This is a genomic window from Rhodococcus sp. JCM 9793 (genome assembly GCF_055380405.1).
The window spans coordinates 4945102-4966487 of record NZ_AP043721.1 but is presented as its reverse complement, the minus strand read 5'-3'; the positions used below and the strand labels follow the sequence as shown (position 1 = coordinate 4966487).

At 66.7% G+C, this 21386-nt stretch carries 22 protein-coding genes; 18 read left to right on the top strand and 4 right to left on the bottom strand.

Annotated features, from left to right (window positions below):
• Window positions 1-6 precede the first annotated feature (6 nt).
• The 3 genes from ACZ46K_RS24935 to ACZ46K_RS24925 all read left to right on the top strand — a co-directional run bounded on the left by ACZ46K_RS24935 (window position 7) and on the right by ACZ46K_RS24925 (window position 3646).
• Entirely contained in the window at window positions 7-702 is a 696-nt protein-coding gene (locus ACZ46K_RS24935; protein ID WP_464745340.1) for a rhomboid family intramembrane serine protease, read from the top strand.
• A 53-nt stretch (window positions 703-755) separates the two neighbouring features.
• A complete protein-coding gene (locus ACZ46K_RS24930) occupies window positions 756-2198 on the top strand; it encodes an acyl-CoA synthetase (RefSeq protein ID WP_464745338.1) in 1443 nt (480 codons plus the stop codon).
• 227 nt (window positions 2199-2425) lie between these two features.
• The gene (locus tag ACZ46K_RS24925) at window positions 2426-3646 is read left to right on the top strand and encodes a PucR family transcriptional regulator (RefSeq protein ID WP_464749462.1); all 1221 of its coding nucleotides are present in this window, start codon (window positions 2426-2428) and stop codon (window positions 3644-3646) included.
• A gap of 57 nt (window positions 3647-3703) precedes the next feature.
• Here ACZ46K_RS24925 and ACZ46K_RS24920 read toward each other — a convergent pair whose 3' ends face one another.
• Window positions 3704-5035, bottom strand: a complete 1332-nt coding sequence (locus ACZ46K_RS24920) for an amino acid permease (RefSeq protein ID WP_464749461.1) — start codon at window positions 5033-5035, stop codon at window positions 3704-3706.
• Window positions 5036-5120: 85 nt separating this feature from the next.
• Window positions 5121-6074 (bottom strand): 2,3,4,5-tetrahydropyridine-2,6-dicarboxylate N-succinyltransferase, encoded by a 954-nt coding sequence (gene dapD / locus ACZ46K_RS24915; RefSeq protein ID WP_054810781.1) that lies wholly within the window; start codon window positions 6072-6074, stop codon window positions 5121-5123.
• 98 nt (window positions 6075-6172) lie between these two features.
• On the opposite strand from dapD, the gene dapE reads away from it, so the two are divergent.
• The 10 genes from dapE (at window position 6173) to ACZ46K_RS24865 (ending at window position 14733) form a co-directional block, all read left to right on the top strand.
• Window positions 6173-7249, top strand: coding sequence for a succinyl-diaminopimelate desuccinylase (gene dapE, locus ACZ46K_RS24910; RefSeq protein ID WP_464745335.1), 1077 nt, complete (start codon window positions 6173-6175; stop codon window positions 7247-7249).
• A gap of 10 nt (window positions 7250-7259) precedes the next feature.
• Window positions 7260-8072, top strand: a complete 813-nt coding sequence (locus ACZ46K_RS24905) for a TIGR00730 family Rossman fold protein (protein WP_054807693.1) — start codon at window positions 7260-7262, stop codon at window positions 8070-8072.
• Window positions 8066-8626 (top strand): LOG family protein, encoded by a 561-nt coding sequence (locus ACZ46K_RS24900; RefSeq protein WP_464745333.1) that lies wholly within the window; start codon window positions 8066-8068, stop codon window positions 8624-8626. Before ACZ46K_RS24905 ends, ACZ46K_RS24900 begins: the two co-directional genes overlap by 7 nt.
• Before the next feature lie 115 nt (window positions 8627-8741).
• Entirely contained in the window at window positions 8742-10517 is a 1776-nt protein-coding gene (locus tag ACZ46K_RS24895; protein WP_464749460.1) for a long-chain-acyl-CoA synthetase, read from the top strand.
• A 19-nt stretch (window positions 10518-10536) separates the two neighbouring features.
• The gene (folP, locus tag ACZ46K_RS24890; RefSeq protein WP_464745331.1) at window positions 10537-11490 is read left to right on the top strand and encodes a dihydropteroate synthase; all 954 of its coding nucleotides are present in this window, start codon (window positions 10537-10539) and stop codon (window positions 11488-11490) included.
• Entirely contained in the window at window positions 11487-12404 is a 918-nt protein-coding gene (locus tag ACZ46K_RS24885) for a glucosyl-3-phosphoglycerate synthase (protein ID WP_464745329.1), read from the top strand. The genes folP and ACZ46K_RS24885 overlap by 4 nt, the downstream gene beginning before the upstream one ends.
• A gap of 34 nt (window positions 12405-12438) precedes the next feature.
• Window positions 12439-12885, top strand: a complete 447-nt coding sequence (locus ACZ46K_RS24880; protein WP_464745327.1) for a DivIVA domain-containing protein — start codon at window positions 12439-12441, stop codon at window positions 12883-12885.
• Complete coding sequence (locus tag ACZ46K_RS24875) at window positions 12882-13454, top strand: DNA-3-methyladenine glycosylase I (protein WP_464745325.1); 573 nt, start codon at window positions 12882-12884, stop codon at window positions 13452-13454. The genes ACZ46K_RS24880 and ACZ46K_RS24875 overlap by 4 nt, the downstream gene beginning before the upstream one ends.
• Before the next feature lie 151 nt (window positions 13455-13605).
• Window positions 13606-13773 (top strand): DUF3117 domain-containing protein, encoded by a 168-nt coding sequence (locus ACZ46K_RS24870; RefSeq protein WP_011211259.1) that lies wholly within the window; start codon window positions 13606-13608, stop codon window positions 13771-13773.
• Between the two features lie 105 nt (window positions 13774-13878).
• Complete coding sequence (locus ACZ46K_RS24865) at window positions 13879-14733, top strand: putative RNA methyltransferase (RefSeq protein WP_054806955.1); 855 nt, start codon at window positions 13879-13881, stop codon at window positions 14731-14733.
• On the opposite strand, the gene glgA is transcribed toward ACZ46K_RS24865, so the two are convergent.
• On the bottom strand, window positions 14720-15892 hold the full coding sequence (gene glgA, locus ACZ46K_RS24860) for a glycogen synthase (RefSeq protein WP_054806956.1): 1173 nt from the start codon (window positions 15890-15892) through the stop codon (window positions 14720-14722). The genes ACZ46K_RS24865 and glgA overlap by 14 nt on opposite strands.
• Window positions 15893-16036: 144 nt before the next feature.
• Here glgA and glgC point away from each other — a divergent pair, with 144 nt between their 5' ends.
• Window positions 16037-17251, top strand: a complete 1215-nt coding sequence (glgC, locus tag ACZ46K_RS24855; RefSeq protein WP_464745320.1) for a glucose-1-phosphate adenylyltransferase — start codon at window positions 16037-16039, stop codon at window positions 17249-17251.
• A 22-nt stretch (window positions 17252-17273) separates the two neighbouring features.
• On the opposite strand, the gene ACZ46K_RS24850 is transcribed toward glgC, so the two are convergent.
• On the bottom strand, window positions 17274-17909 hold the full coding sequence (locus ACZ46K_RS24850) for an O-methyltransferase (RefSeq protein WP_054806957.1): 636 nt from the start codon (window positions 17907-17909) through the stop codon (window positions 17274-17276).
• A gap of 285 nt (window positions 17910-18194) precedes the next feature.
• Here ACZ46K_RS24850 and sigE point away from each other — a divergent pair, with 285 nt between their 5' ends.
• The 4 genes from sigE to tatB all read left to right on the top strand — a co-directional run bounded on the left by sigE (window position 18195) and on the right by tatB (window position 21371).
• Window positions 18195-18821 carry an RNA polymerase sigma factor SigE gene (sigE, locus tag ACZ46K_RS24845; RefSeq protein WP_054806959.1) on the top strand — a complete coding sequence of 209 codons (627 nt, stop codon included), beginning with the start codon at window positions 18195-18197 and terminating at the stop codon, window positions 18819-18821.
• Between the two features lie 16 nt (window positions 18822-18837).
• On the top strand, window positions 18838-19209 hold the full coding sequence (locus tag ACZ46K_RS24840) for a hypothetical protein (protein ID WP_054806958.1): 372 nt from the start codon (window positions 18838-18840) through the stop codon (window positions 19207-19209).
• Between the two features lie 177 nt (window positions 19210-19386).
• The gene (locus ACZ46K_RS24835; protein ID WP_464749459.1) at window positions 19387-20883 is read left to right on the top strand and encodes a S1C family serine protease; all 1497 of its coding nucleotides are present in this window, start codon (window positions 19387-19389) and stop codon (window positions 20881-20883) included.
• Between the two features lie 68 nt (window positions 20884-20951).
• Window positions 20952-21371 (top strand): Sec-independent protein translocase protein TatB, encoded by a 420-nt coding sequence (gene tatB / locus ACZ46K_RS24830; protein WP_054807532.1) that lies wholly within the window; start codon window positions 20952-20954, stop codon window positions 21369-21371.
• Window positions 21372-21386: the final 15 nt, after the last annotated feature.

Genomic DNA, 21386 nt, shown 5'->3' with positions numbered 1-21386 from the left:
GCGCCCGTGAGCACCTCCGGAGACGACCCTCGTTCGTGGGTGCTCTATGTCGTCGTGGTGGCTCTGACCGCTCTGATTGCCGCCCCGCGTCGTGGCCACGACAGACGCGCCGCGAAGGGCTGGTGGTGGCCGCCTCCGGTCGCGGCGACCGTCTTGTGGGCGGTGGTCGCGGTGCCGTCGGTGATCCGGTTGATCGAGCCGTCGATGGTCGGGGTGTTCCGTCGTGACCCTGTCCGTACCCGCGACGGTGAATGGTGGCGGGTATTCACCTCGGCGCTGACACAGGACGGTGGTGTCGCCGGGACGATCGGCACTCTTGTGATGCTCGCGATCATCACGATCGCGGCGGTACGCGTCTGGGGATGGCAGCGCGCGGTCGCGTTGTTCGTCGTGGGCCAGCTCTTGTGGGGGTTGTTCACGTCGTTCGTCGAGCCGTCGGTGGGGGCGGGAGTCTCCGGTGCGTCGTTCGTGATGGCGGCGTCCCTCGCGGGTCTGTGGCCGGTGGTGGGGGCGCGGCGCACACTGCTGGTGGCATCGGCCGGCACGTTCGTCGTCGGGGTACTGCTGGTGATCCTCGACGATGCCCACGGTGTCGCTGTGCTGATCGGCATGCTCCTCGGGGCAGTGCTCGGAATCGTGCTCCCGCCGTCTCGGCAGGTCACCGCGTCCGGCCCCGAGGTGCACGGTGGTCTCCGTTCCTGACCGTGCGCACAGCGATACGTGCGATCGGGGACCGCGACAGTATCGTGACAGCTGTGTCTGCACTACTGCGATCGTTGAACCCGCTTGCCGTCGCCCGCGGTGACGATGTGTCCGATGCCGTCCGGATCGACGGCCATACCTTGTCGCGCAGCGACATTCTCGGGGCAGCGACCGCGGTGGCCGCCCGCGTGTCGCGAGCCGAGCGGGTCGCGGTGCTAGCGACTCCCACCGCGACGACGATCGTGGCGGTGGTCGGCTGTCTGCTTGCGGGCGTCACGGTGGTGCCGGTGCCGCCGGACTCGGGTCCGGCCGAACTCGCTCACATACTGAAGGATTCGGGTGCACAGGCCTGGCTCGGGCGTGCGCCCGACGCGGGTGACGCTGCCACGGATGCGCAGGTGCCGGAACTTCCCGTGTTGCCGGTGCGACTGCACGCGCGCGACTGGCATCACGTGCCGGAGCCGAGCCCGACGAAGATCGCGTTCGTGCTCTACACATCCGGCACCACGGGAGCGCCCAAGGGTGTATTGCTCAGCCGCCAGGCGATCGCCGCTGGTCTCGACGCGCTCGTGCGGGCATGGGACTGGACCGAGCGCGACACCCTGGTGCACGGACTGCCGCTGTTCCACGTGCACGGCCTGATTCTCGGTGTGCTCGGTTCACTTCGGGTGGGCAGCAGGCTCATCCACACGGGCAAGCCGACGCCACAGGCGTACGCGGAGGCTGCCGGCACCCTCTATTTCGGTGTGCCGACGGTGTGGTCGCGTGTGGTCGAGGACGAAGAGTCCGCGCGCGCTCTGAGCAGTGCGCGACTGCTCGTCTCGGGCAGTGCCCCGCTTCCGGTGCCGGTGTTCGAGAAGTTGCGCGTGCTCACGGGGCAAGCTCCGATCGAGCGCTACGGCATGAGCGAAACAATGCTCACGTTGAGCACCCGTGCCGACGGTGAGCGTCGACCCGGCTGGGTGGGGACACCGGTCGCCGGGGTGCAGACGCGGCTGCGGGACGAACGCGGTGCCGACGTGCCCCACGACGGGGAGAGCATCGGCGTGCTGCAGGTGCGAGGTCCGATGTTGTTCGACGGCTATCTGGGTCGCCCCGAGGCCACGGCTGCATCGTGGACGGACGACGGCTGGTTCATCACCGGTGATGTCGCGGTGATCGATGCCGAGGGCTTCCACCGGATCGTCGGCCGGGAGTCGACGGATCTGATCAAGACGGGCGGCTTCCGGGTGGGGGCAGGGGAGATCGAAACCGTGCTCCTCGGACATCGGTCGGTAAGAGAGGTTGCGGTTGCGGGACTGGAAGACGATGATCTCGGCCAACGTATCGTCGCGTTCGTGGTTCCTCACGTCGATGGTCCGGAAGTGGTCGAGGAAGAGTTGATCACGCTTGTTGCTCAGCAGCTTTCGATCCACAAGCGCCCGCGTGAGGTGCGAGTGGTCGACTCCTTGCCGCGCAACGCGATGGGAAAGGTACAGAAGAAACTGTTGCAGTAGCGGCGCCGACGGAACAATTTCCGGCCGAGTGTCGGTGCAGACGGAAAGTCGACACACAGTCGGCTCGGGGGGTTGCGTGTGCCACACTCCAGGGCGGATTGTCTACTGCAGAGTAAGTAGGTCTACTCACTTCGATGGGGGTTCGAGGTATGTCTCTGACGGATCAGGTTCGCGAAACCGAGCAAGCGCTTCGTCCGGATCGCTACGGCAGCGCGAGCCCGGCCTTCATGGTCGACGGCAAGCCCGCATCGGTTCCGCTTCGCGACCTGCCGGCGGTGGCGCGCAAGCTGGTCGCGCACTTCGCCGACAACGTCGCGCCGTGCTCGCTGCGTCCCGGCGAGTCGCTGCGCGGCGACGTCACCGAGGTCACCGTCCGGTGCCTGCGCATCGCGATCCACCTGCTCGACTCCGGTGAACTCCCGACGGACGCCGATCTCGCAGATCTGCGCAGCAGCGCAGCGCAGTGGGCGCGGGCGGGATTCCGCCTCGAATACATGCTGCGGATCTATCACGAAGGGATTCGCCTGGGCTGGGAGCTCGTCAGCGACCGGGCTCGCGAAGGCGACGTCCTGTCGGTCGCCGACGCCTCGCGGCTGTGGATGGCACTGCTCGAACGGGTCACCGTGACCGCCACGACCGGATTCGTCTCGGAACTCGAGGTCATCCGCCGCGAGCGCGACGTTGCCGCACAGGAACTCATCGCTGCACTTCTCAGCGGCCAGGATGCCGCGTCCGTCGCGCGTCGTTCCGGGCTCGAACTCGCCGACGGATACACCGTGCTCGCCGTGTCGCTGGCGCGGCACCCCGACGAGCGGAATCCGCACGTGCGCCCCGAGGTCGTCGCACGCCGGACCCTGCGCCGCGTCGAGGTCGAACTGGAAGCCATCTGCGACGGCAAGCACCTGGCGCTGCTCGGCCCCGAAGGGGGCACGGTACTGCTCGCAGGTTCGTCGACGTCGCCCGCGGTCGACGATCTGCGCCGCCGGATCGAGTCGGTGGCCGGTGTGTCGGTGACCGTGGCGCTGGTGCACGCGTCGGTGCCGGAAGTTCCGGCAGCAGCGAAGCAGGCCCACGAACTGCTCGACCTCGCCCGGTTGCTGGGCCGCCCGGTCGGGACGTACGGGATGCACGACCTCGCTCTCGAATATCAGCTGACCCGGCCCGGGCCGGCCCGGCAGTATCTCGCGCGGGTCCTCGACCCGCTGGACGACTCACCCGAACTCGTCGAGACTCTCGAGACCCACATCTCGCACGATCTGAGCCGACAGCTGACCGCGCGCACGCTGCACGTGCACGCCAACACTGTCGACTACCGTCTCAAGCGGGTTTCTCAGCTGACCGGCTTCGATCCCACCCGGCCCTCGGGTCTGCGGCAGTTGCAGGCCGCGTTGATCGCGCGACGGCTCGAAGGCATGGGTACGGATCGGGAGTTCCTCGCCGCACAGTAGGTTCTCGCCCACGCAGTCGGGACTGGGCCCAGCGCGCGGCTGGGCCCAGTACTCCGTTCAGGATGCGGGAAGGTCGGCTGCGTCGTCTGAATCTGCAGGATGGTAACGGCGCCAGACGAAGCCGATCACGGTGATGATCACGAACAGCACGGCGGTGGCCGTGAGCTGCGCCCGGGCGTCGGAATCCGAGAGCATCAGGACGATGAACGCGACGAGGAGCGCGAGCGTGAACCAGCTGAGATAGGGGAACGCCCACATCTTCAGCTTCAGCGTGCCGTCCTGCTCGAACCGCCGCCGCAGCCGCAGGTGCGCAACCACGATGAACAGCCAGATCGCGATCAGCGCCGAGCCGACGGCATTGAGCAGGATTCCGAGGATCTGATCGGGAAGCAGCCAGTTCAGCCACACACTGACGAAGCCGAAGAAGACCGACACCAGCACCGCGTTGCGAGGTACTCCGTTGTGCGAGAGCTTGCCGAGCCATGTCGGTCCGTCCCCGCCGCGCGCGAGGGAGTACGCCATCCGCGACGTTCCGTACACGTTCGCGTTGAACGCCGACAGCAGCGCGATGACGACGACGAGTTCCATGAACCCGGAAACATAGGGGATCCCGGCGATGTCGAGGACGGACACGAACGGCGAGGTGTCGCCGCTCGCGGTGGTCCACGGCAACACGAGCACCATGATCGCGATGGAGCCGAGGTAGAACAGGCTGATACGCCAGACGACCGAGCGTACGGCGGTGGCGATCGACCGTTCCGGATCCTTCGATTCGGCAGCGGCGATCGTGACGATCTCGATGCCGCCGAACGCGAACGCGACCGCGAGCAGACCCGCTGCGATGCCTGCGATGCCATTGGGCGCGAAACCGTCGCCGTCGCCGAGTAGGTGCGTCGTGCCGACCGGATCGGTACCGGGCAGCAGACCGAACACCAACAGCACACCCAGTACGAGGAAGCCGAGGATGACGGCGACCTTCAATGCGGCGAACCAGAACTCGAACTCACCGAAATTCGCGACCCGCGCGAGGTTGACCACGGCGAAGAAGGTGACGAAGACGAGCGCCACCACCCATTGAGGTAGACCGGGCACCCACGACTGCACAATGGCCGATGCGCCGGTGATCTCGACGCCCAGGACCATGATGAGCATGAACCAATACAGCCACCCCATCGTGAACCCGGCCCAGCGGCCGATTCCGATGCGGGCGTAGTGCGAGAACGACCCTGACACCGGTAGCGCTGCGCCCATCTCACCGAGCATCCGCATCACGAAGATGATCATGATGCCGGCGAGGGCATACGAGACGAGGACGGCGGGACCCGCTGCGGCGATACCCACACCGGAGCCGAGGAACAGGCCCGCGCCGATCGCGGAGCCGAGCCCCATCATGGTCAGATGTCGGACTTTGAGTCCGCTTCCGAGATGTTCGGGTTCGGTTGCGGGCGACTCGGCTGTGCTCACGATCGTCTTCTCAGTCGTTGGCGTGGAGTGCTGCGTTCAGTTCGACGCCGGTGCCCTTGTTCGGGACCACTTCGACAGCACCACTGACCGAATTGCGGCGCAGCAGGAGGTTGGACTTTCCGTTGAGTTCCTTGGCCTTGACGACAGTGCCGTCGGGGCCGGTGACCTTGGTTCCTGCGGTGATGTACAGGCCGGCCTCGACGATGCAGTCGTCGCCGAGCGAGATGCCGACACCGGCGTTCGCGCCGAGAAGGCAGCGCTTGCCGATGGAGATGACTTCCTTCCCGCCGCCCGACAGGGTGCCCATGATCGAGGCGCCGCCGCCCACATCGGAGCCGTCGTCGACGACGACACCAGCGGAGATGCGGCCTTCGACCATCGAGTTACCGAGGGTGCCTGCGTTGAAGTTTACGAAGCCCTCGTGCATCACAGTGGTACCGGACGCAAGGTGCGCACCGAGACGGACACGGTCGGCGTCGGCGATGCGGACACCTGCCGGCACGACGTAGTCGACCATGCGCGGGAACTTGTCGACGCCGTAGACGGTGACGGGTCCGCGGATGCGCAGGCGCGACCGGACGAGTTCGAAACCGTCGACCGCGCAGGGACCGTAGTTGGTCCACACCACGTTGGCGAGGAGACCGAACTGGCCGTCGAGGTTGATGCCGTGCGGCTGGACGAGGCGATGCGAGAGGAGGTGGAGGCGCAGGTAGACGTCGTGTGCGTCGACCGGAGCCTTCGATAGATCGGCGACGGTGGTGCGCACCGCGACCTGGTTGACGTCGCGCGCCTCATCGGTACCTGCGAGGAGCGCGAGGTCGGACGGGATGTCTTTCCCCTCGAGCCGCGTCGTCCCGGTTTCGGTGTATTCGCCCAGCGTGGGGGCCGGGAACCAGGTGTCGAGGACGGTGCCGTCCGCCGCGATGTTCGCGATACCTACTGCTGATGCTCCGTGTGCACTCACGGTCGAGAAGCGTACGCGAGGCACCCATGCTCCTGTGTAGGCCCTGTGAAAAACCGATGCCGAACCTGTGAAAAACGATGATTCCGTATTGTGCGGCTATGGCCGCACCACACCTTGACCTGCACTCCGATCCGATCGACCTCACCGCAGCCCTGGTGGATATCCCCAGTGTGTCGCAGGACGAATCGGTCATTGCCGACGCCGTCGAGAAGGCGCTGCGCGAACAGACGTCCGGGTTCGAGGTGATTCGCAGCGGCAACGCCGTCCTGGCCCGCACGAATCGCGGCCTCGGCAGTCGGGTGATGATGGCCGGTCACCTCGACACGGTGCCGATCGCCGACAACGTGCCGTCGCATCGCGAGGGCGACCTGATGTACGGGTGCGGGACCTCCGACATGAAGTCGGGCGACGCGGTGTTCCTGCACCTCGCGGCGACTGTGGCCGAACCCGCACACGATCTGACACTCGTGTTCTACGACTGCGAGGAGATCGCCGCCTCCTTCAACGGACTCGGCCGGATCGAGACCGATCTGCGCGAATGGCTCGACGCCGACGTCGCGATCCTCGGCGAGCCCACCGGTGGGCTGATCGAAGCGGGCTGTCAGGGGACGCTGCGGGTGAGGATCACCACGGGCGGTGTACGAGCGCATTCGGCCAGGTCCTGGCTCGGCGACAATGCGATCCACAAGCTTGCGCCTGTGCTCGACCGGCTGTCACGGTACGAAGCACGGTCGGTCGACATCGACGGCTGCGTGTACCGAGAAGGACTGTCCGCCGTGCGTCTCGGTGGGGGAGTGGCCGGCAATGTCGTGCCCGACGCGGCGGAGGTCGACGTCAATTTCCGGTTCGCACCGGATCGAAGCCCCGATGCGGCTCTCGCGCATGTGAAGGAGGTCTTCGCGGGCCTCGACATCGCGATGGAACTGACCGACATGTCGCCGGGCGCTCTGCCCGGCCTGTCGAACCCTGCCGCGGCGGCGCTGGTGGCGGCGGCCGACGGCCGATTCCGCGCGAAATACGGATGGACCGACGTGTCGCGGTTCGCGGCCCTGGGGATCCCCGCCGTCAATTACGGTCCGGGCGATCCGAACCTCGCGCACAAGCGGGACGAGAACGTGGACGTGCGTCACATCACCGAGGTGACCGCAGTGCTCCGCGGGTACCTCACCCGATAACGTGACCGACATGCCAGGCGACGAACCCCCCACGAACTCTGACAGTCGACGCGATCGCGACGAGATCGTGCATCGGGGACCCGTGCAGTTGCGCGGCGACCGTGCGTTCGAGTCCACCATGATGGATCAGCGCCTGCTCGACCGGCGCGGCCCCGCCGACTGGGTACACACCGACCCGTGGCGGGTGCTGCGGATCCAGAGCGAATTCGTCGAAGGGTTCGGTGCGCTCGCCGAGGTCCCGCGCGCCGTCGCGGTGTTCGGATCGGCGCGTACACCGACGGACCACCCGGACTACGAGATCGGTCGCCGCCTCGGTGCTGCACTCGTCGATGCGGGTTACGCCGTGATCACCGGTGGCGGTCCCGGAGCGATGGAGGCCGCGAACCGCGGGGCGAGCGAGTCGGGCGGTTTCTCGATCGGCCTCGGCATCGAACTGCCCTTCGAGCAATCGCTCAACGACTGGGTGGATCTGGGCCTGAACTTCCGGTACTTCTTCGCGCGCAAGACGATGTTCGTGAAGTACTCGCAGGCGTTCGTCTGCCTGCCCGGTGGATTCGGAACGCTCGACGAGTTGTTCGAAGCGGTCACGCTGGTGCAGACCCACAAGATCACCCAATTCCCGATCGTGTTGTTCGGCACCGAGTACTGGTCGGGGCTGCTCGAATGGATCCGCTCGACGATGCTGCACGAGGGCAAGATCTCGGCCGAGGACCTCGACCTGATCTCGGTGACCGACAGTATCGAGGAGGCGGTGCAGATCATCGTCGCCGCGCACCGCGGTGAGGACGAGCACGAGCTCTACGGTGAGGAGGCCTCGTGGTGAGCGAGCCCGGCCTGGCGGTGTGCGTCTACTGCGCGTCCGGTCCGGTGGACGCGTCGTACCTCGAGTTCGCGACCGCGGTCGGCACGGCGCTGGGCCGCCGCGGATGGCGGTTGGTCTCCGGCGGGGGCAACGTGTCGATGATGGGCGCGATCGCCGAGGCCGTCCGCGCTGCGGGTGCGCACACGGTCGGAGTCATCCCGAAGGCGCTCGTGCACCGCGAGGTCGCCGACGTCGATGCGGACGAACTCGTCGTCACCGACACGATGCGGCAGCGCAAGGAGATCATGGAGTCCCGCGCCGACGCGTTCATCACCCTGCCCGGTGGAATCGGCACGCTCGAGGAGTTGTTCGAGACCTGGACCGCGGGATACTTGGGGATGCACGACAAGCCCATGGTGCTGCTCGATCCGGTCGGGCACTACACCGGATTGCTCGCATGGCTCGAGTCGATGGTCGACACCGGGTTCGTGGCTCGGCGCGCGCTCGATGCGTTGCAGGTCACCGGCGATATCGAGGACGCGCTCGATCGGTGTGGCGTGGACGTGCAGGCGTAGAGGGGGTTCCGCTCGACCGATCGATTATCTACTCTTCGGTAAGTTCGGGGGAGCTACACCTTCGTCCGAACCTGCTGCCCTGCCGACGCCGTGAGGAACGAAGTTGAACAACCCCGTGTCCACCGAGCGTGATTCGACGGTCTCCCCGATCGGTCTGCTTGCCCAATTACCGGCCATGCTGCCCGATGCGCCGAGTCTGTTGCGCGGGGCGCTCGGGATGACCCGCACCCCGCAGGCCCGCGAGACGATCGGATCGGTGTTCCAGAAACTCGCCGACCGTCGGCCCGATCAGCCGTTCCTGCGCTTCGACGGCGATACGCTGAGCTACGGCGACGCAAATGCGCAGGTCAACCGATATGCGGCCGTGCTGACGGCGCGGGGCGTCCAGGTGGGTGACGTCGTCGGCATCCTCATGACGAACCGACCGGAGGCGCTGCTCATCACACTCGCAGCCGTCAAACTCGGTGCCGCAGCCGGCATGATCAACAATCACCAGCGCGAAGAGGTGCTCGCCCACAGCCTCGGACTGCTCGACTGCCGTGTCCTCGTGATCGGCGAAGAGTGCGAAGAGGCGATCGAGTCCCTCGATGGGCCCCCGCAGGCGGGGGCGGTACTGCGCGTCGACGAACTCGACTCCCTCGCCGCAGAGGCCGATTCCGCGAACCCGGCGGTCACCGAACGCCTGAAGGCCTCAGAGACCGCGTACTACATCTTCACCTCGGGAACGACAGGCCTGCCCAAGGCCAGCACGATGTCGCACTTCCGCTGGCTCAAATCGATGTCCGGGCTCGGAGGGTTGGGCGTGCGCCTGCACCGCGACGACACCCTGTACTGCTGCCTGCCGCTCTATCACAACAACGCACTGACGGTCGCCCTCTCGTCGGTACTCGGCTCGGGCGCGACCCTCGCGCTCGGCCGCAAGTTCTCGGCGTCGGGATTCTGGGCGGATGCCCGCCGCAACGGTGCCACCGCGTTCATCTACATCGGTGAGATCTGTCGATACCTGCTCAACCAGCCCGAGCGTCCCGACGACCGCGACAACGGCATCCGGCTGATGGTGGGAAACGGACTGCGACCCGAGATCTGGACGGAGTTCACCGAACGCTTCGGAATCGAGCGTGTCGCCGAGTTCTACGGCGCAAGTGAATGCAACATCGCCTTCATCAACGCCCTCAACCAGACCCGCACCGCAGGCATCTGCCCACTGCCGCACGCAGTGGTGGACTACGACCCGGACACGGGTAAGGCGCGACGCGGTGCTGACGGGCGACTGCGGGGCGTGCGGCGAGGTGAGGTCGGTCTGCTGCTCGCGAAGGTAACCTCCCGCGCCCCCTTCGACGGGTACACCGATCCCGACGCGACCGAGGCCAAACTCGTCCGCGACGCGTTCGACGACGGCGACGTCTGGTTCGACACCGGCGATCTCGTCCGCAAGCAAGGCTTCCTGCACGTGGCGTTCGTCGACCGCCTCGGCGACACTTTCCGGTGGAAGGGCGAGAATGTCGCGACCACACAGGTCGAAGGGGCAGTCTCGGCGCACGAGTCGATCGCCGAGGCGGTCGTCTACGGGGTCGAGGTGCCCGGTATCGAAGGCCGCGCGGGCATGGCCGCGGTGACTCTGCATCCGGACGCGGAATTCGACGGTGCCGAGCTCTACGCCGCTCTGCACCGCGCGCTCCCGGACTACGCGGTGCCGCTGTTCGTGCGGATCGTCGACGAGCTGGAGCACACGACGACCTTCAAGAGCCGCAAGGTGGATCTGCGCAAGCAGGGATACACCGACATCGGCTCCGACGCCCTGTTCGTCCTCGCGGATCGCTCGGAGGGATACCGCCCCCACTACGACGGATACGTCGATGCAGTCACGCGGGGTGAAATCCCCCGGCGTTGACCGTGTCAGGATGGGAGCCATGACCGGTTCCGCCGCAGAGGTTCCCGAGTTGCCCGCGCAGTCCGACGTGCGCCCACCCGGGCCTGCGTCTCGGCCGCCGGACGGACGACCGTCTCCGACGCTGTGCGGCCGGCCGGTCCCGACCGACCGGGCCCTCGTGATGGCGATCGTCAACCGCACCCCGGACTCGTTCTACGACCAGGGGGCCACGTTCACCGACGCGGCAGCTCTCGCCGCTGTCGACCGCGCCGTCACCGAGGGCGCCGATCTCGTGGACATCGGCGGTGTCAAGGCGGGACCCGGCGACCTCGTCGACAGCGCGGAGGAGATCAGGCGGGTCGTGCCCTTCGTTGCAGCGATCCGTGAGCGGTACCCGGATGTGCTCATCAGTGTCGACACGTGGCGCAGCGAAGTGGCCCGGCGCGCGGTCGCCGAGGGCGCCGACCTGATCAACGACACGTGGGCGGGCGCCGACCCCGAACTCGTCGACGTCGCAGCCCAGCTCGGAGTTGGCATCGTGTGCTCCCACACCGGTGGCGCGATCCCGCGAACGCGCCCCCACCGCGTGCGGTACGCCGACATCGTTTCCGAAGTTGCTGCCGAGGTCGTCGGAGCCGCCGAGGACGCTGCGAGGCGAGGTGTCGCGACGGACTCGATCCTCATCGATCCGACCCATGATTTCGGGAAGAACACCTACCACGGGCTCGAATTGTTGCGGCACGTGGACGTTCTCGTAAATAGCGGGTGGCCTGTGCTCATGGCGCTCAGCAACAAGGACTTCGTAGGCGAGACTCTTGGTGTCGAACTCGCCGAGCGGTTGGAGGGCACATTGGCAGCGACAGCATTGTCCGCGGCAGCAGGCGCGAGGGTGTTCCGAGTACACGAGGTCGCAGCGACCCGTCGCGTGGTCGACATGACGGCAGCGATCGTCGGGACCCGCCGGCCTGCACGCACCGTGAGGGGACTGGCATGAGCGCCCCCACACGCATCTGGAGCGAAGCGAACAGTTGGGACCGTCCCACGTGGACGGTCGCCGAACTCGAGCGCGCGAAGGCCGGCCGCACAGTCACGGTCGTGTTGCCCGCCCTCGACGAGGAGGAGACCGTCGGGAAGGTCGTCGACACGATCCATCCGCTCCTGGGCGGTCTCGTCGATGAGCTGGTGGTGCTCGATTCGGGCTCCACGGACGACACCGTGGCCCGTGCGCGTGCCGCCGGCGCGCGCACGATCTCACGCGAAGAAGCAGTGCCCGGTCTGCCACCGGTCCCCGGCAAGGGCGAGGTTCTGTGGCGGTCGATCGCGGCGACGTCCGGCGACCTGATCGCGTTCGTCGATTCCGACCTCATCAACCCCGACCCGGCGTTCGTACCGAAGCTCCTCGGCCCCCTGCTGCTCGGCGACGGAATCCACCTCGTCAAAGGTTTCTATCGTCGACCCCTGCGGGTCAGTGGCGCGGAGGACGCCTCCGGCGGTGGCCGGGTCACCGAACTGGTCGCGCGACCCCTGCTCGCCGCACTGCGGCCGGAACTGACGTGTGTGCTCCAACCCCTCGGAGGTGAATACGCGGGTACCCGGGAGCTGCTGCAGTCGGTTCCGTTCGCGCCGGGTTACGGCGTCGAGATCGGACTTCTGCTCGACACGTACGACCGGCTCGGTCTCGATGCGATCGCCCAGGTCAACCTGGGGGTGCGTAAACATCGGAACCGGCCCCTGTCGGAACTCGGCGCGATGAGCAGGCAGATCGTCGGAACGATGCTGGGTCGATGCGGAATCGCGGATTCGGGGGCGCCGCTGACGCAGTTCCTCGTCGACGGCGACTCCTTCAGTCCCGTCGAGACCCATGTGAGTCTCGAGGACCGTCCACCGATGATGACGATCACCGGCTGACTCGGATGTCGGCGCGGCGTGTCAGGATCGAGGAATGCTGACGATTCTGCTGTACGTGCTCGTCATCGTCGTCGTCGGCGCCGCACTGTTCTTCGTCGCGAGCGTGGTGTTCGGGCGTGGTGAGGCGCTCGCGCCCATCCAGCCCGGAACCACCGCGACGGTTCTGCCCGCGGCGGACGTGACGGGGACGGACGTGCGAGATCTGCGTTTCCAGCAGACCCTGCGCGGATACAAGATGGGCGAGGTCGACTGGGCGCTCGATCGGCTCGCCCGCGAGATCGACGAACTCAGGCTTCGGATCGAGGAGTACGAGGGATCCGCCGAGACCCTCGGCGACGACGCACCTGTGTCCGAGGATCGCGTCGTCGAGGAAACCGACGACGGTCCTGACGATCCCGAGGTTCGGGAGCCTGCGGGATCCGAGGAGTATTCGGAGGCCGAGGAGGAGAAGCAGGACGCCGACAAAGGAGCCACGCCATGACCGAGGACGGACGGGTGCGCTGCCCCTGGGCGATCGATCGCCCAGGGGAGACGCTCTACCGCGTCTACCACGACACCGAGTGGGGACGAAAACTACACGGTCGCGACGAATTGTTCGAGCGACTTGCCCTCGAGGCGTTCCAGTCGGGTCTTTCGTGGTTGACGATCTTGCGTAAGCGCGAGAGGTTCCGTGCGGCGTTCGACGGTTTCGACGTCGATGTCGTGGCTCGCTACGGCAACGAGAAGATCGCTGAGCTGATGGCCGATGCGGGCATCGTCCGCAACCGGCGCAAGATCGAGGCGGTGGTGTCGAACGCGCGAGCGGTGCTCGATCTCGACGATTCCGATCTCGACACGTTGCTGTGGTCGTTCGCACCGGCGCGGCGCGCCGACCGATTCGATTCCGTGGACAGAATCCCCGCGGTGACCGCGGAATCGACGGAGATGGCACGTGAGCTCAAGCGTCGAGGCTTCCGTTTTGTGGGCCCCACCACCGCATATGCCCTCATGCAGGCCACCGGGATGGTAGACGACCACATCGCGGAGTGCTGGGTTCGAACGGACGTCTGACCTACACCGCGTGGGCGCGCGCGGGAGTCCGCTGCCCAGCAGGGACTGCGATAGGGAACAATGGTGGAGCGCGCATCGTCGACCGAGACGAGGCAACCACACGGTAACCCACGCGCCCGGAGGTCGGGTGCAGATTTGGAGGGAGCAGAGGATGGCGGCCATGAAGCCCCGGACCGGGGACGGTCCCCTCGAAGCAACCAAAGAGGGACGAGGAATCGTCATGAGGGTTCCACTCGAGGGCGGCGGACGTTTGGTCGTCGAGCTCACGCCGGACGAGGCTGCGGCCCTCGGCGACGAACTCAAGAGTGTCACCAGCTGATCAGCGCCTCGTTCGACGATTCCGGGCCTCGCGCTGCTCTATGTGCGCGGGGCCCGGATTCGTACGGGTGAGCTGTGCCGTGTGCGTCGTGGATGAAGGGAAGCCATGCTCGACTCGGTGATCGGCCTCTTTGCATGCCCGCACTGTGAGTCGGCGATGGACCTCGACGACGCAACGGTGCTGTGCGAACGAGGCCACAGCTTCGACATCGCACGACAGGGATACGTCTCACTCCTGACCGGCGCGGCAACCCGGTTCACCGGCGACACCGCGGAGATGATCGCCGACCGCGCCGCGTTCCTCGGTGCCGGCCACTACGACCCGATCCGCGACGCGGTGGCGACCGCGTGCGCGTCCGTCCCGTCCGATTCCGGCGTACTCGAGTTGGGCGCGGGAACCGGCCAGTACCTTGCGTCGGTGCTCGACGGGATGCCAGGCTCCCGAGGTATCGGTCTCGACGTGTCGAAACCTGCGGTCCGTCGAATCGCCCGGAGCCATCCCCGCACCGGAGCCGTCCTGGCGGACGCGTGGGCACAGATCCCGGTGCGGTCCGGGGCGCTCGGGCACGTGCTGTCGGTGTTCGCCCCGCGCAATGCGTCCGAGGTCCACCGGGTCCTCGAACCGGGCGGGACGCTCGTGGTGGCCACTCCGACACCGGATCACCTGCGTGAGCTGGTGTCGCTGCCCGGAATGGTCAGCGTCGACGAACACAAGACCGAACGCTTGTCGGCCGCGCTGTCCGGCCGGTTCGAGCGACACGAGCGCACCGAGATCCGGTTCACGATGGAGTTGCCCCGCACGGCACTCGAGGCTCTCGTGGGTATGGGTCCGTCCGCCTTCCATCTCACCGTGCAGCAACGCGCCGAGATGGTGGAGGTGCTGCCCGACGGCTTCGAGGTGACCGCGTCGGTGGTGGTGTCGACGTGGGTCCGGAAGGACGGTGCGGTCAGCGGCGACTGATCGCGTCCTGGTAGACGGCGAGGGTATCGCGCGCGATCTGCGCCCACGAGAACTCGGTGACGGCCCGTGCGCGCCCCGCCCGCCCGTATTCGGCCGCGCGTGACGGATCGGAGGCGAGATCGTTGACGGCGTCCGCGAGAGCCTGTTCGTAGACCGCGGGTTCGTATGAGTTGTAGTGCACCAGTGTGCCGGTGACGCCGTCCTGCACGACCTCGGGGATCCCACCCACATCCGATGCCACCACAGCCGTCTCGCAGGCCATCGCTTCGAGATTGACGATTCCGAGCGGCTCGTACACCGACGGGCACACGAAAACCTGTGCGGCAGCAAGGAGTTCGCGGACCGATTCGCGTGGGAGCATTTCCTGCACCCAGATGACGTTGCCCCGTGAGCTCTGCAATTCGGCGACGGCCCGTTCGGTGTCCGCTGCGAGTTCAGGGGTGTCGGGCGCGCCCGCGCACAACACGAGTTGGATCTCGGGTGCGATGCGGTGCGCGGCCGCGATCAGGTGACCGAGACCCTTCTGTCGGGTGATCCGTCCGACGAACACGGCGATCGGGGCTGTCGGGTCGACACCGATCGTCGGCAGGACCGATTCGGCACCCGGCGCGAGGGGCCTCGGATGCCACACCGAGGTGTCGATTCCGTTGCGCACGACGTGGACGCGCGCGGGGTCGACGAACGGATACGCGTCGAGGACATCGAGTCGCATGCCGTCGCTGACGGCGATGACGGCGTCCGCGTACTGTACGGCGTTGCGCTCGGACCACGACGAAATCCGGTAGCCGCCGCCGAGCTGTTCGGCTTTCCAGGGGCGTCGGGGCTCGAGTGAGTGAGCGGTGAGGATATGCGGGACGTCGTACAGTTCGGCGGCGAGATGGCCGGCCAGACCCGAGTACCAGGTGTGTGAGTGGACGATGTCCGCTCCGGCAGCCCCGTGGGCCATGCGCAGTTCCGCCGAAAGGGTCGTCAAGGCGGCGTTGGCGCCGGAGAGAGCCGGGTCGGGGGAGTGCACGATCGCGGTCTCGCGGGGTGCCCCCATACAGTGCACGTCGACCTCGCACAGTCGCCGTAGTTGCGACACGAGCTCGGTTACGTGAACGCCTGCGCCGCCGTATACCTCGGGCGGATATTCCCGTGTCATCATTGCCACCCGCACCGCATCAAACTATCGGGCCGCCGAAGTTCCGGCTACTCGATCCCCGAACGCCGGGACAATAGGACACATGCGACACCCGAGGCGCACCGAGCCCGATTGGCACTTGGCTGGCGGCATCGTGGGGAGTGCGGATAGGTTGAGCGTGTGAGGAGCCAGCCACATGTGCTTGGAATTGTGCTCGCCGGCGGCGAGGGTAAGCGGCTGTATCCGCTGACCGCGGACCGCGCGAAGCCCGCGGTGCCGTTCGGGGGTGCCTACCGGCTGATCGATTTCGTGCTGAGCAACCTCGTCAACGCGGGATATCTACGCATCTGCGTGCTGACGCAGTACAAGTCGCACTCGCTGGATCGGCACATCTCGCAGACCTGGCGACTGTCCGGCTTCACCGGCGAGTACATCACCCCGGTGCCCGCACAGCAGCGCCTGGGGCCGCGCTGGTACACCGGGAGCGCCGACGCGATCCTGCAGTCGCTGAACCTCGTGTACGACGAGGACCCCGAATACATCGTGGTGTTCGGCGCCGACCACGTCTACCGCATGGACCCCGAGCAGATGGTGCGTCAGCACATCGAATCCGGCGCCGGCGTCACCGTCGCGGGCATCCGAGTCCCGCGCAGCGAAGCGTTCGCGTTCGGATGCATCGACAGCGACGAGAACGGCCTCATCACCCAGTTCCTCGAGAAGCCTGCGCACCCGCCCGGCACACCCGACGATCCCAACGTGACCTTCGCGTCCATGGGCAACTACGTCTTCACCACCAAGGTGCTCGTCGAGGCATTGCGGGCGGATTCGGAGAACTCGGACTCCGACCACGACATGGGTGGTGACATCATTCCCGCGCTCGTGGCGCAGGGCACCGCGCACGTCTACGATTTCAACGACAACGTGGTGCCGGGTGCCACCGAACGTGATCGCGGCTATTGGCGAGACGTCGGAACACTCGATGCGTTCTACGACGCACACATGGACCTCGTGTCCGTCCACCCGATCTTCAACCTCTACAACAAGCGCTGGCCGATTCGCGGGGCCATGGAGAACCTGCCTCCCGCCAAGTTCGTCCAGGGCGGCCTCGCTCAAGAGTCGATCGTCGGCGCCGGAAGCATCCTGTCCGCCGCGACCGTCCGCAATTCGGTGCTCAGCTCCAACGTCATGGTCGAGGACGGCGCCACTGTCGAGGGCAGCGTGCTGATGCCCGGCGTGCGGATCGGCAAGGGCGCAGTCGTGCGCCACGCGATTCTCGACAAGAATGTCGTCGTCGGAGACGGCGAGATCATCGGAGTCGACCTCGAGCGCGACCGTCAGCGTTTCGCGGTGAGCAACGGCGGAGTCGTCGCAATCGGTAAGGGCGTGTGGATCTAGCTCACCTCGTGCGCACCGGCGTTCAGCTCATGCGTACAGCGCACAGCAGTCCGTCGCCGAGCGGCAGTACCACCGGCGCCAGTCGTTCGTCCTGAGAGATGGCGCGCGCGGCTTCACGAACAGCGAGTACCGTCGAGTCCCGCGCGGCCGGATCGGCGACGCGCCCGTCGAGCAGAGCGTTGTGCAGCACGATGACCCCGCCGGGTCTGAGCAGCCGTACACCCTCTCGGACGAAGTGCGGGTGGTCGGCGGGGGTGGCGTCGACGAAGACGAGATCGTATCCGGAATCGGCGAGCCGCGGCAGTACGTCGAGTGCGCGGCCGTTGATCAGCCGGGTGCGCGAGGCGACCACTCCGCCGTCACGGAACGCGATCTTCGCGGCGCGCTGATGCTCGGGTTCGCTGTCGATGGTGGTGAGTACACCGTCCTCGCGTAGTCCGTGGAGCAACCACAGGCCGCTCACGCCGGCGCCGGTCCCGATCTCGACGGCGGTGCGCGCATCGAGCATGCGTGCGAACAGGGACAACGCTGCGCCCACGGACGGTGAAACGGGTTCGGCGCCGAGATCGAGGGCGCGATCGCGTGCGTTGACGAGAGTGTCGTCCTCGACGACGACATTCTCCGCGTGGGCCAGGATCCGGTCGGCATTGGTCTGCACCCTGATGAGGCTATCCTCGCGACCGCATCAGTGCAGGCAGGCGCGCCCCAGAATCCGCATTCATGGTTTCTCAGCCGACTCTCAGGGTACTCATACAGCGTCCACATCGCCGTGGTGAAAAGTGATGATCGGATACGCAACAGACCGCAGGTTCGACGATCGTGAAGTGTCGACCGGGAGAAGACGACGAAACGGATGCCGCGGAAATAGATCCCCGCACCCGAGCGTTTACACCGGAGAATGTTTTCGATCAGCGGTCCCGAAGAGGAGGATCCACCGATCCACATGCAAAGATCCGACACCGTCCCCACCCCCGAGGTGTTCACGCCCGCCGCCGCCGACATCAGCGGCACAGCGGTGTTCGATGCCACCGGTGATCGTGCTGCCATGCCGTCGTGGGACGAGCTGGTCCGCGAGCACGGCGACCGCGTGTACCGCCTCGCATACCGCCTTTCCGGCAACGCACAGGATGCCGAAGATCTCACCCAGGACACATTCATCCGGGTGTTCCGTTCACTGCAGGACTACCAGCCGGGCACATTCGAGGGCTGGCTGCATCGAATCACGACCAATCTCTTCCTCGACATGGTGCGCCGCCGGAATCGCATCCGGATGGAAGCGCTGCCGGAGGACTACGATCGGGTACCGGCCCACGGGCCGAACCCCGAGGAGATCTATCACGACGCCCGCCTCGGTGCCGATCTGCAGTCCGCACTGGACTCGCTGGCACCGGAGTACCGTGCGGCAGTGGTGCTCTGTGACATCGAGGGACTCTCCTACGAGGAGATCGGTGCCACACTGGGTGTCAAGCTCGGTACGGTGCGTAGCCGCATCCACCGGGGCCGCCAGGCGCTGCGCGAGCACCTGCGCGAGCATGGGAAGGTCGAAGTCGGTCGCGTCGATGCGGGGTAGCCGCCGGGAGGATTTGATGACGATGGTGCAACCACCTCGCAGGTTCGGTTCCACGGAGCACCTGGCCAGCGAAGCCGTTGCCGCATTCGTCGACGGGGAGCTCCGGATGTCGGCATATCTCCGCGCCGCTCAGCACCTGTCCATCTGCGCCGAATGTGCAACGGAGGTCGAGGCACAGGACCAGGCCCGCCGCGCACTGCGGTCGGCGGCCCGTCAGGCGCCGCAGATGCCGTCGTCGCTGCTCGGTGCTCTCAGCAACATTCCCAGCCATTTGTGCGACAGGCCCGCCGACCCCACTCGTTCGTCGGACCCGGGTGGTCTTTTCGGCGCTACTGCCCAGGATCCGCGGAGCGCCTCACGTCGATGGTCGATCCTCCGTCGTCGGTGACAGCGAGCGGGCGGTAGCAGCAGACACAGTGCCATCGGTGATACTGGGCTGCGTGACGGACCTACACGGGGGAGACGGACACGCGTGAGCGGCGATTCTGTGCAACGGACGGGTGTGCAACGTAACGGGCGAGGCGACATCGGGGCCGACGACTTCGGGACTGCGCCCGCCGACGGCATGCCCGACGCCGCTTCGGGGCGGCCCGACCGGTCGTCCGGGGTGATCGACCGACCCGCCGACGCGCCGCGCCTCGAACCTCGACCCGTGTATCGGCCCTCCGTCGATCCTTCCGCCGCGCAGGTCTTCGGTCGTCCCGCCGGTGCTGTCGAGTCCTTCGGTGCGGTTCCACGAGACCGGACCCCCGATCCGCGGATCCAGCACGCACCCCCCTCCGACCCGATCTTCGCGGAAGCGTACGGACGGCCCGGCGATGCCACCGATACCCTCCAGCGCCCACCGGATGACGCCGACGAGGAACCCGCCGAGACCATCGAACCCGATCCGTGGCGCGACCCGGACTCGGCCGTGCGACTCGGCCCGCCTATCGCGGACGCCGTCGACGACGAACTCCCGCCGGCCCGCAAACTGGCCCTCCGCGAGGTGCTCTTCGACCGCCGCGTCGAACCGCGTGCACTCGCCACCCTCGCGGCCGTTGCCGTCGTCATCGGAATGGTCGGTGGGCTCGTCGTCGCACTGGTGCTGTCCGAGGACGGATCGCTGACCAGTCGCGGTGTGTCGCTGACACAGGTCGCGGCAGGCGAGGAAGTCCCGACCGGCACCGTGGCGCAGATCGCCGACGCCGTGTTGCCCGCGGTCGTGTCGATCCAGGTCACGCTCGGCCAGGACGCCGGAACAGGGTCGGGTGTCGTGATCGACGGTGAGGGCTACATCGCCACCAACAACCACGTGGTGTCGATGGCCGCCAACAATCCTGAAGCCAACGTGCAGGTGACGTTCAACGACGGTACGAAGGTGCCCGCGTCGATCGTCGGACGCGACATCAAGACCGACCTCGCGATCCTGAAGGTCGAAGACGTCGACAATCTCGTCGTCGCCGAACTCGGCCGGTCGGAGGACGTTCAGGTCGGCGAGGATGTCGTCGCGGTGGGGTCGCCGCTCGGACTGAACAAGACCGTCACCCGCGGCATCGTCAGTGCGCTGCACCGGCCCATGCGCTTGAACGGTCAGGGCACCGACACCGACGCGGTCATCGATGCCGTGCAGACCGACGCGGCCATCAACCCAGGTAATTCGGGTGGACCGCTCATCGATTCGGAAGGCCGGGTCATCGGCATCAACTCTGCGATCAAATCGGAGACCGGCGGATCCGTCGGCCTGGGCTTCGCGATCCCGATCGATACCGTCACCGAGGTTGCGCAGGCGCTCATCGGTGACGGCGTGATGCACCATCCCGAGATCGGCGTGAATGCGCGGACCGTCGTCAACGATGTCGCCAGCGGCGCCGAGGTGGCCAATGTGCAGCAGGGCAGCCCGGCACAGCAGGCCGGCATCGTCGAGGGCGACGTGATCGTCAAGGTCGGCGACCGGGAGGTCACGAGCGCCGACGAACTCGTCGTCGCAGTTCATCTGCAGGAGACGAATCAGCCGGTCACCGTGCAGTTGGTTCGCGAGGGGCGCCTGGTCGACATCGAGGTCACCCCCGTATCGGACTGACCCCGATCGGGGGATGTGACTTCCACTGCCGGTACTGCAATTCTGCGTGGACCACGTAGTCTGGTGCGGTGTTCGGCAACATCGGTTGGGGCGAGTTCATGGTCCTCCTCATCGCGGCCCTCGTGGTCCTCGGTCCGGAGCGACTTCCGGGTGCGGTGTCGTGGGTGACCAAGTCGCTGCGTCAGGTGCGTGAGTACGCGTCGGGTGCCCGGCAGCAACTCAAGGACGAACTCGGACCGGAATTCGAGGATCTGCAGAAGCCCCTGTCCGAGCTCAATCAGTTGCGCGGGATGACGCCCAAGGCCGTCATCACCAAGCATCTTCTCGACGGTGACGATTCGATCCTCACGGGCAACTTCGACAAGCCGTCGACACCGTCGGCCAACGGCTCGGGTTCGTCACCGGGCGGCTCGACGTCCTCGCGGCCGAACATGTCGAAGCCCCTCGCTCCGGGCGAGACGCCGCCGATCGATCCCGACGCGACATAGCGTCCTCGCCTCGAT

Bases quoted from the DNA above. Each gene is read 5' to 3' on its own strand.
- ACZ46K_RS24905 (WP_054807693.1), top strand. From the start codon at position 7,260: ATGCCAGGCGACGAACCCCCCACGAACTCTGACAGTCGACGCGATCGC.
- dapE (WP_464745335.1), top strand. From the start codon at position 6,173: ATGGCCGCACCACACCTTGACCTGCACTCCGATCCGATCGACCTCACC.
- ACZ46K_RS24925 (WP_464749462.1), top strand. From the start codon at position 2,426: ATGGTCGACGGCAAGCCCGCATCGGTTCCGCTTCGCGACCTGCCGGCG.
- ACZ46K_RS24835 (WP_464749459.1), top strand. From the start codon at position 19,387: ATGCCCGACGCCGCTTCGGGGCGGCCCGACCGGTCGTCCGGGGTGATC.
- ACZ46K_RS24885 (WP_464745329.1), top strand. From the start codon at position 11,487: ATGAGCGCCCCCACACGCATCTGGAGCGAAGCGAACAGTTGGGACCGT.
- ACZ46K_RS24875 (WP_464745325.1), top strand. From the start codon at position 12,882: ATGACCGAGGACGGACGGGTGCGCTGCCCCTGGGCGATCGATCGCCCA.
- ACZ46K_RS24880 (WP_464745327.1), top strand. From the start codon at position 12,439: ATGCTGACGATTCTGCTGTACGTGCTCGTCATCGTCGTCGTCGGCGCC.
- ACZ46K_RS24840 (WP_054806958.1), top strand. From the start codon at position 18,838: ATGACGATGGTGCAACCACCTCGCAGGTTCGGTTCCACGGAGCACCTG.
- folP (WP_464745331.1), top strand. From the start codon at position 10,537: ATGACCGGTTCCGCCGCAGAGGTTCCCGAGTTGCCCGCGCAGTCCGAC.
- ACZ46K_RS24870 (WP_011211259.1), top strand. From the start codon at position 13,606: ATGGCGGCCATGAAGCCCCGGACCGGGGACGGTCCCCTCGAAGCAACC.
- sigE (WP_054806959.1), top strand. From the start codon at position 18,195: ATGCAAAGATCCGACACCGTCCCCACCCCCGAGGTGTTCACGCCCGCC.
- ACZ46K_RS24865 (WP_054806955.1), top strand. From the start codon at position 13,879: ATGCTCGACTCGGTGATCGGCCTCTTTGCATGCCCGCACTGTGAGTCG.
- ACZ46K_RS24920 (WP_464749461.1), bottom strand. From the start codon at position 5,035: ATGGGGCTCGGCTCCGCGATCGGCGCGGGCCTGTTCCTCGGCTCCGGT.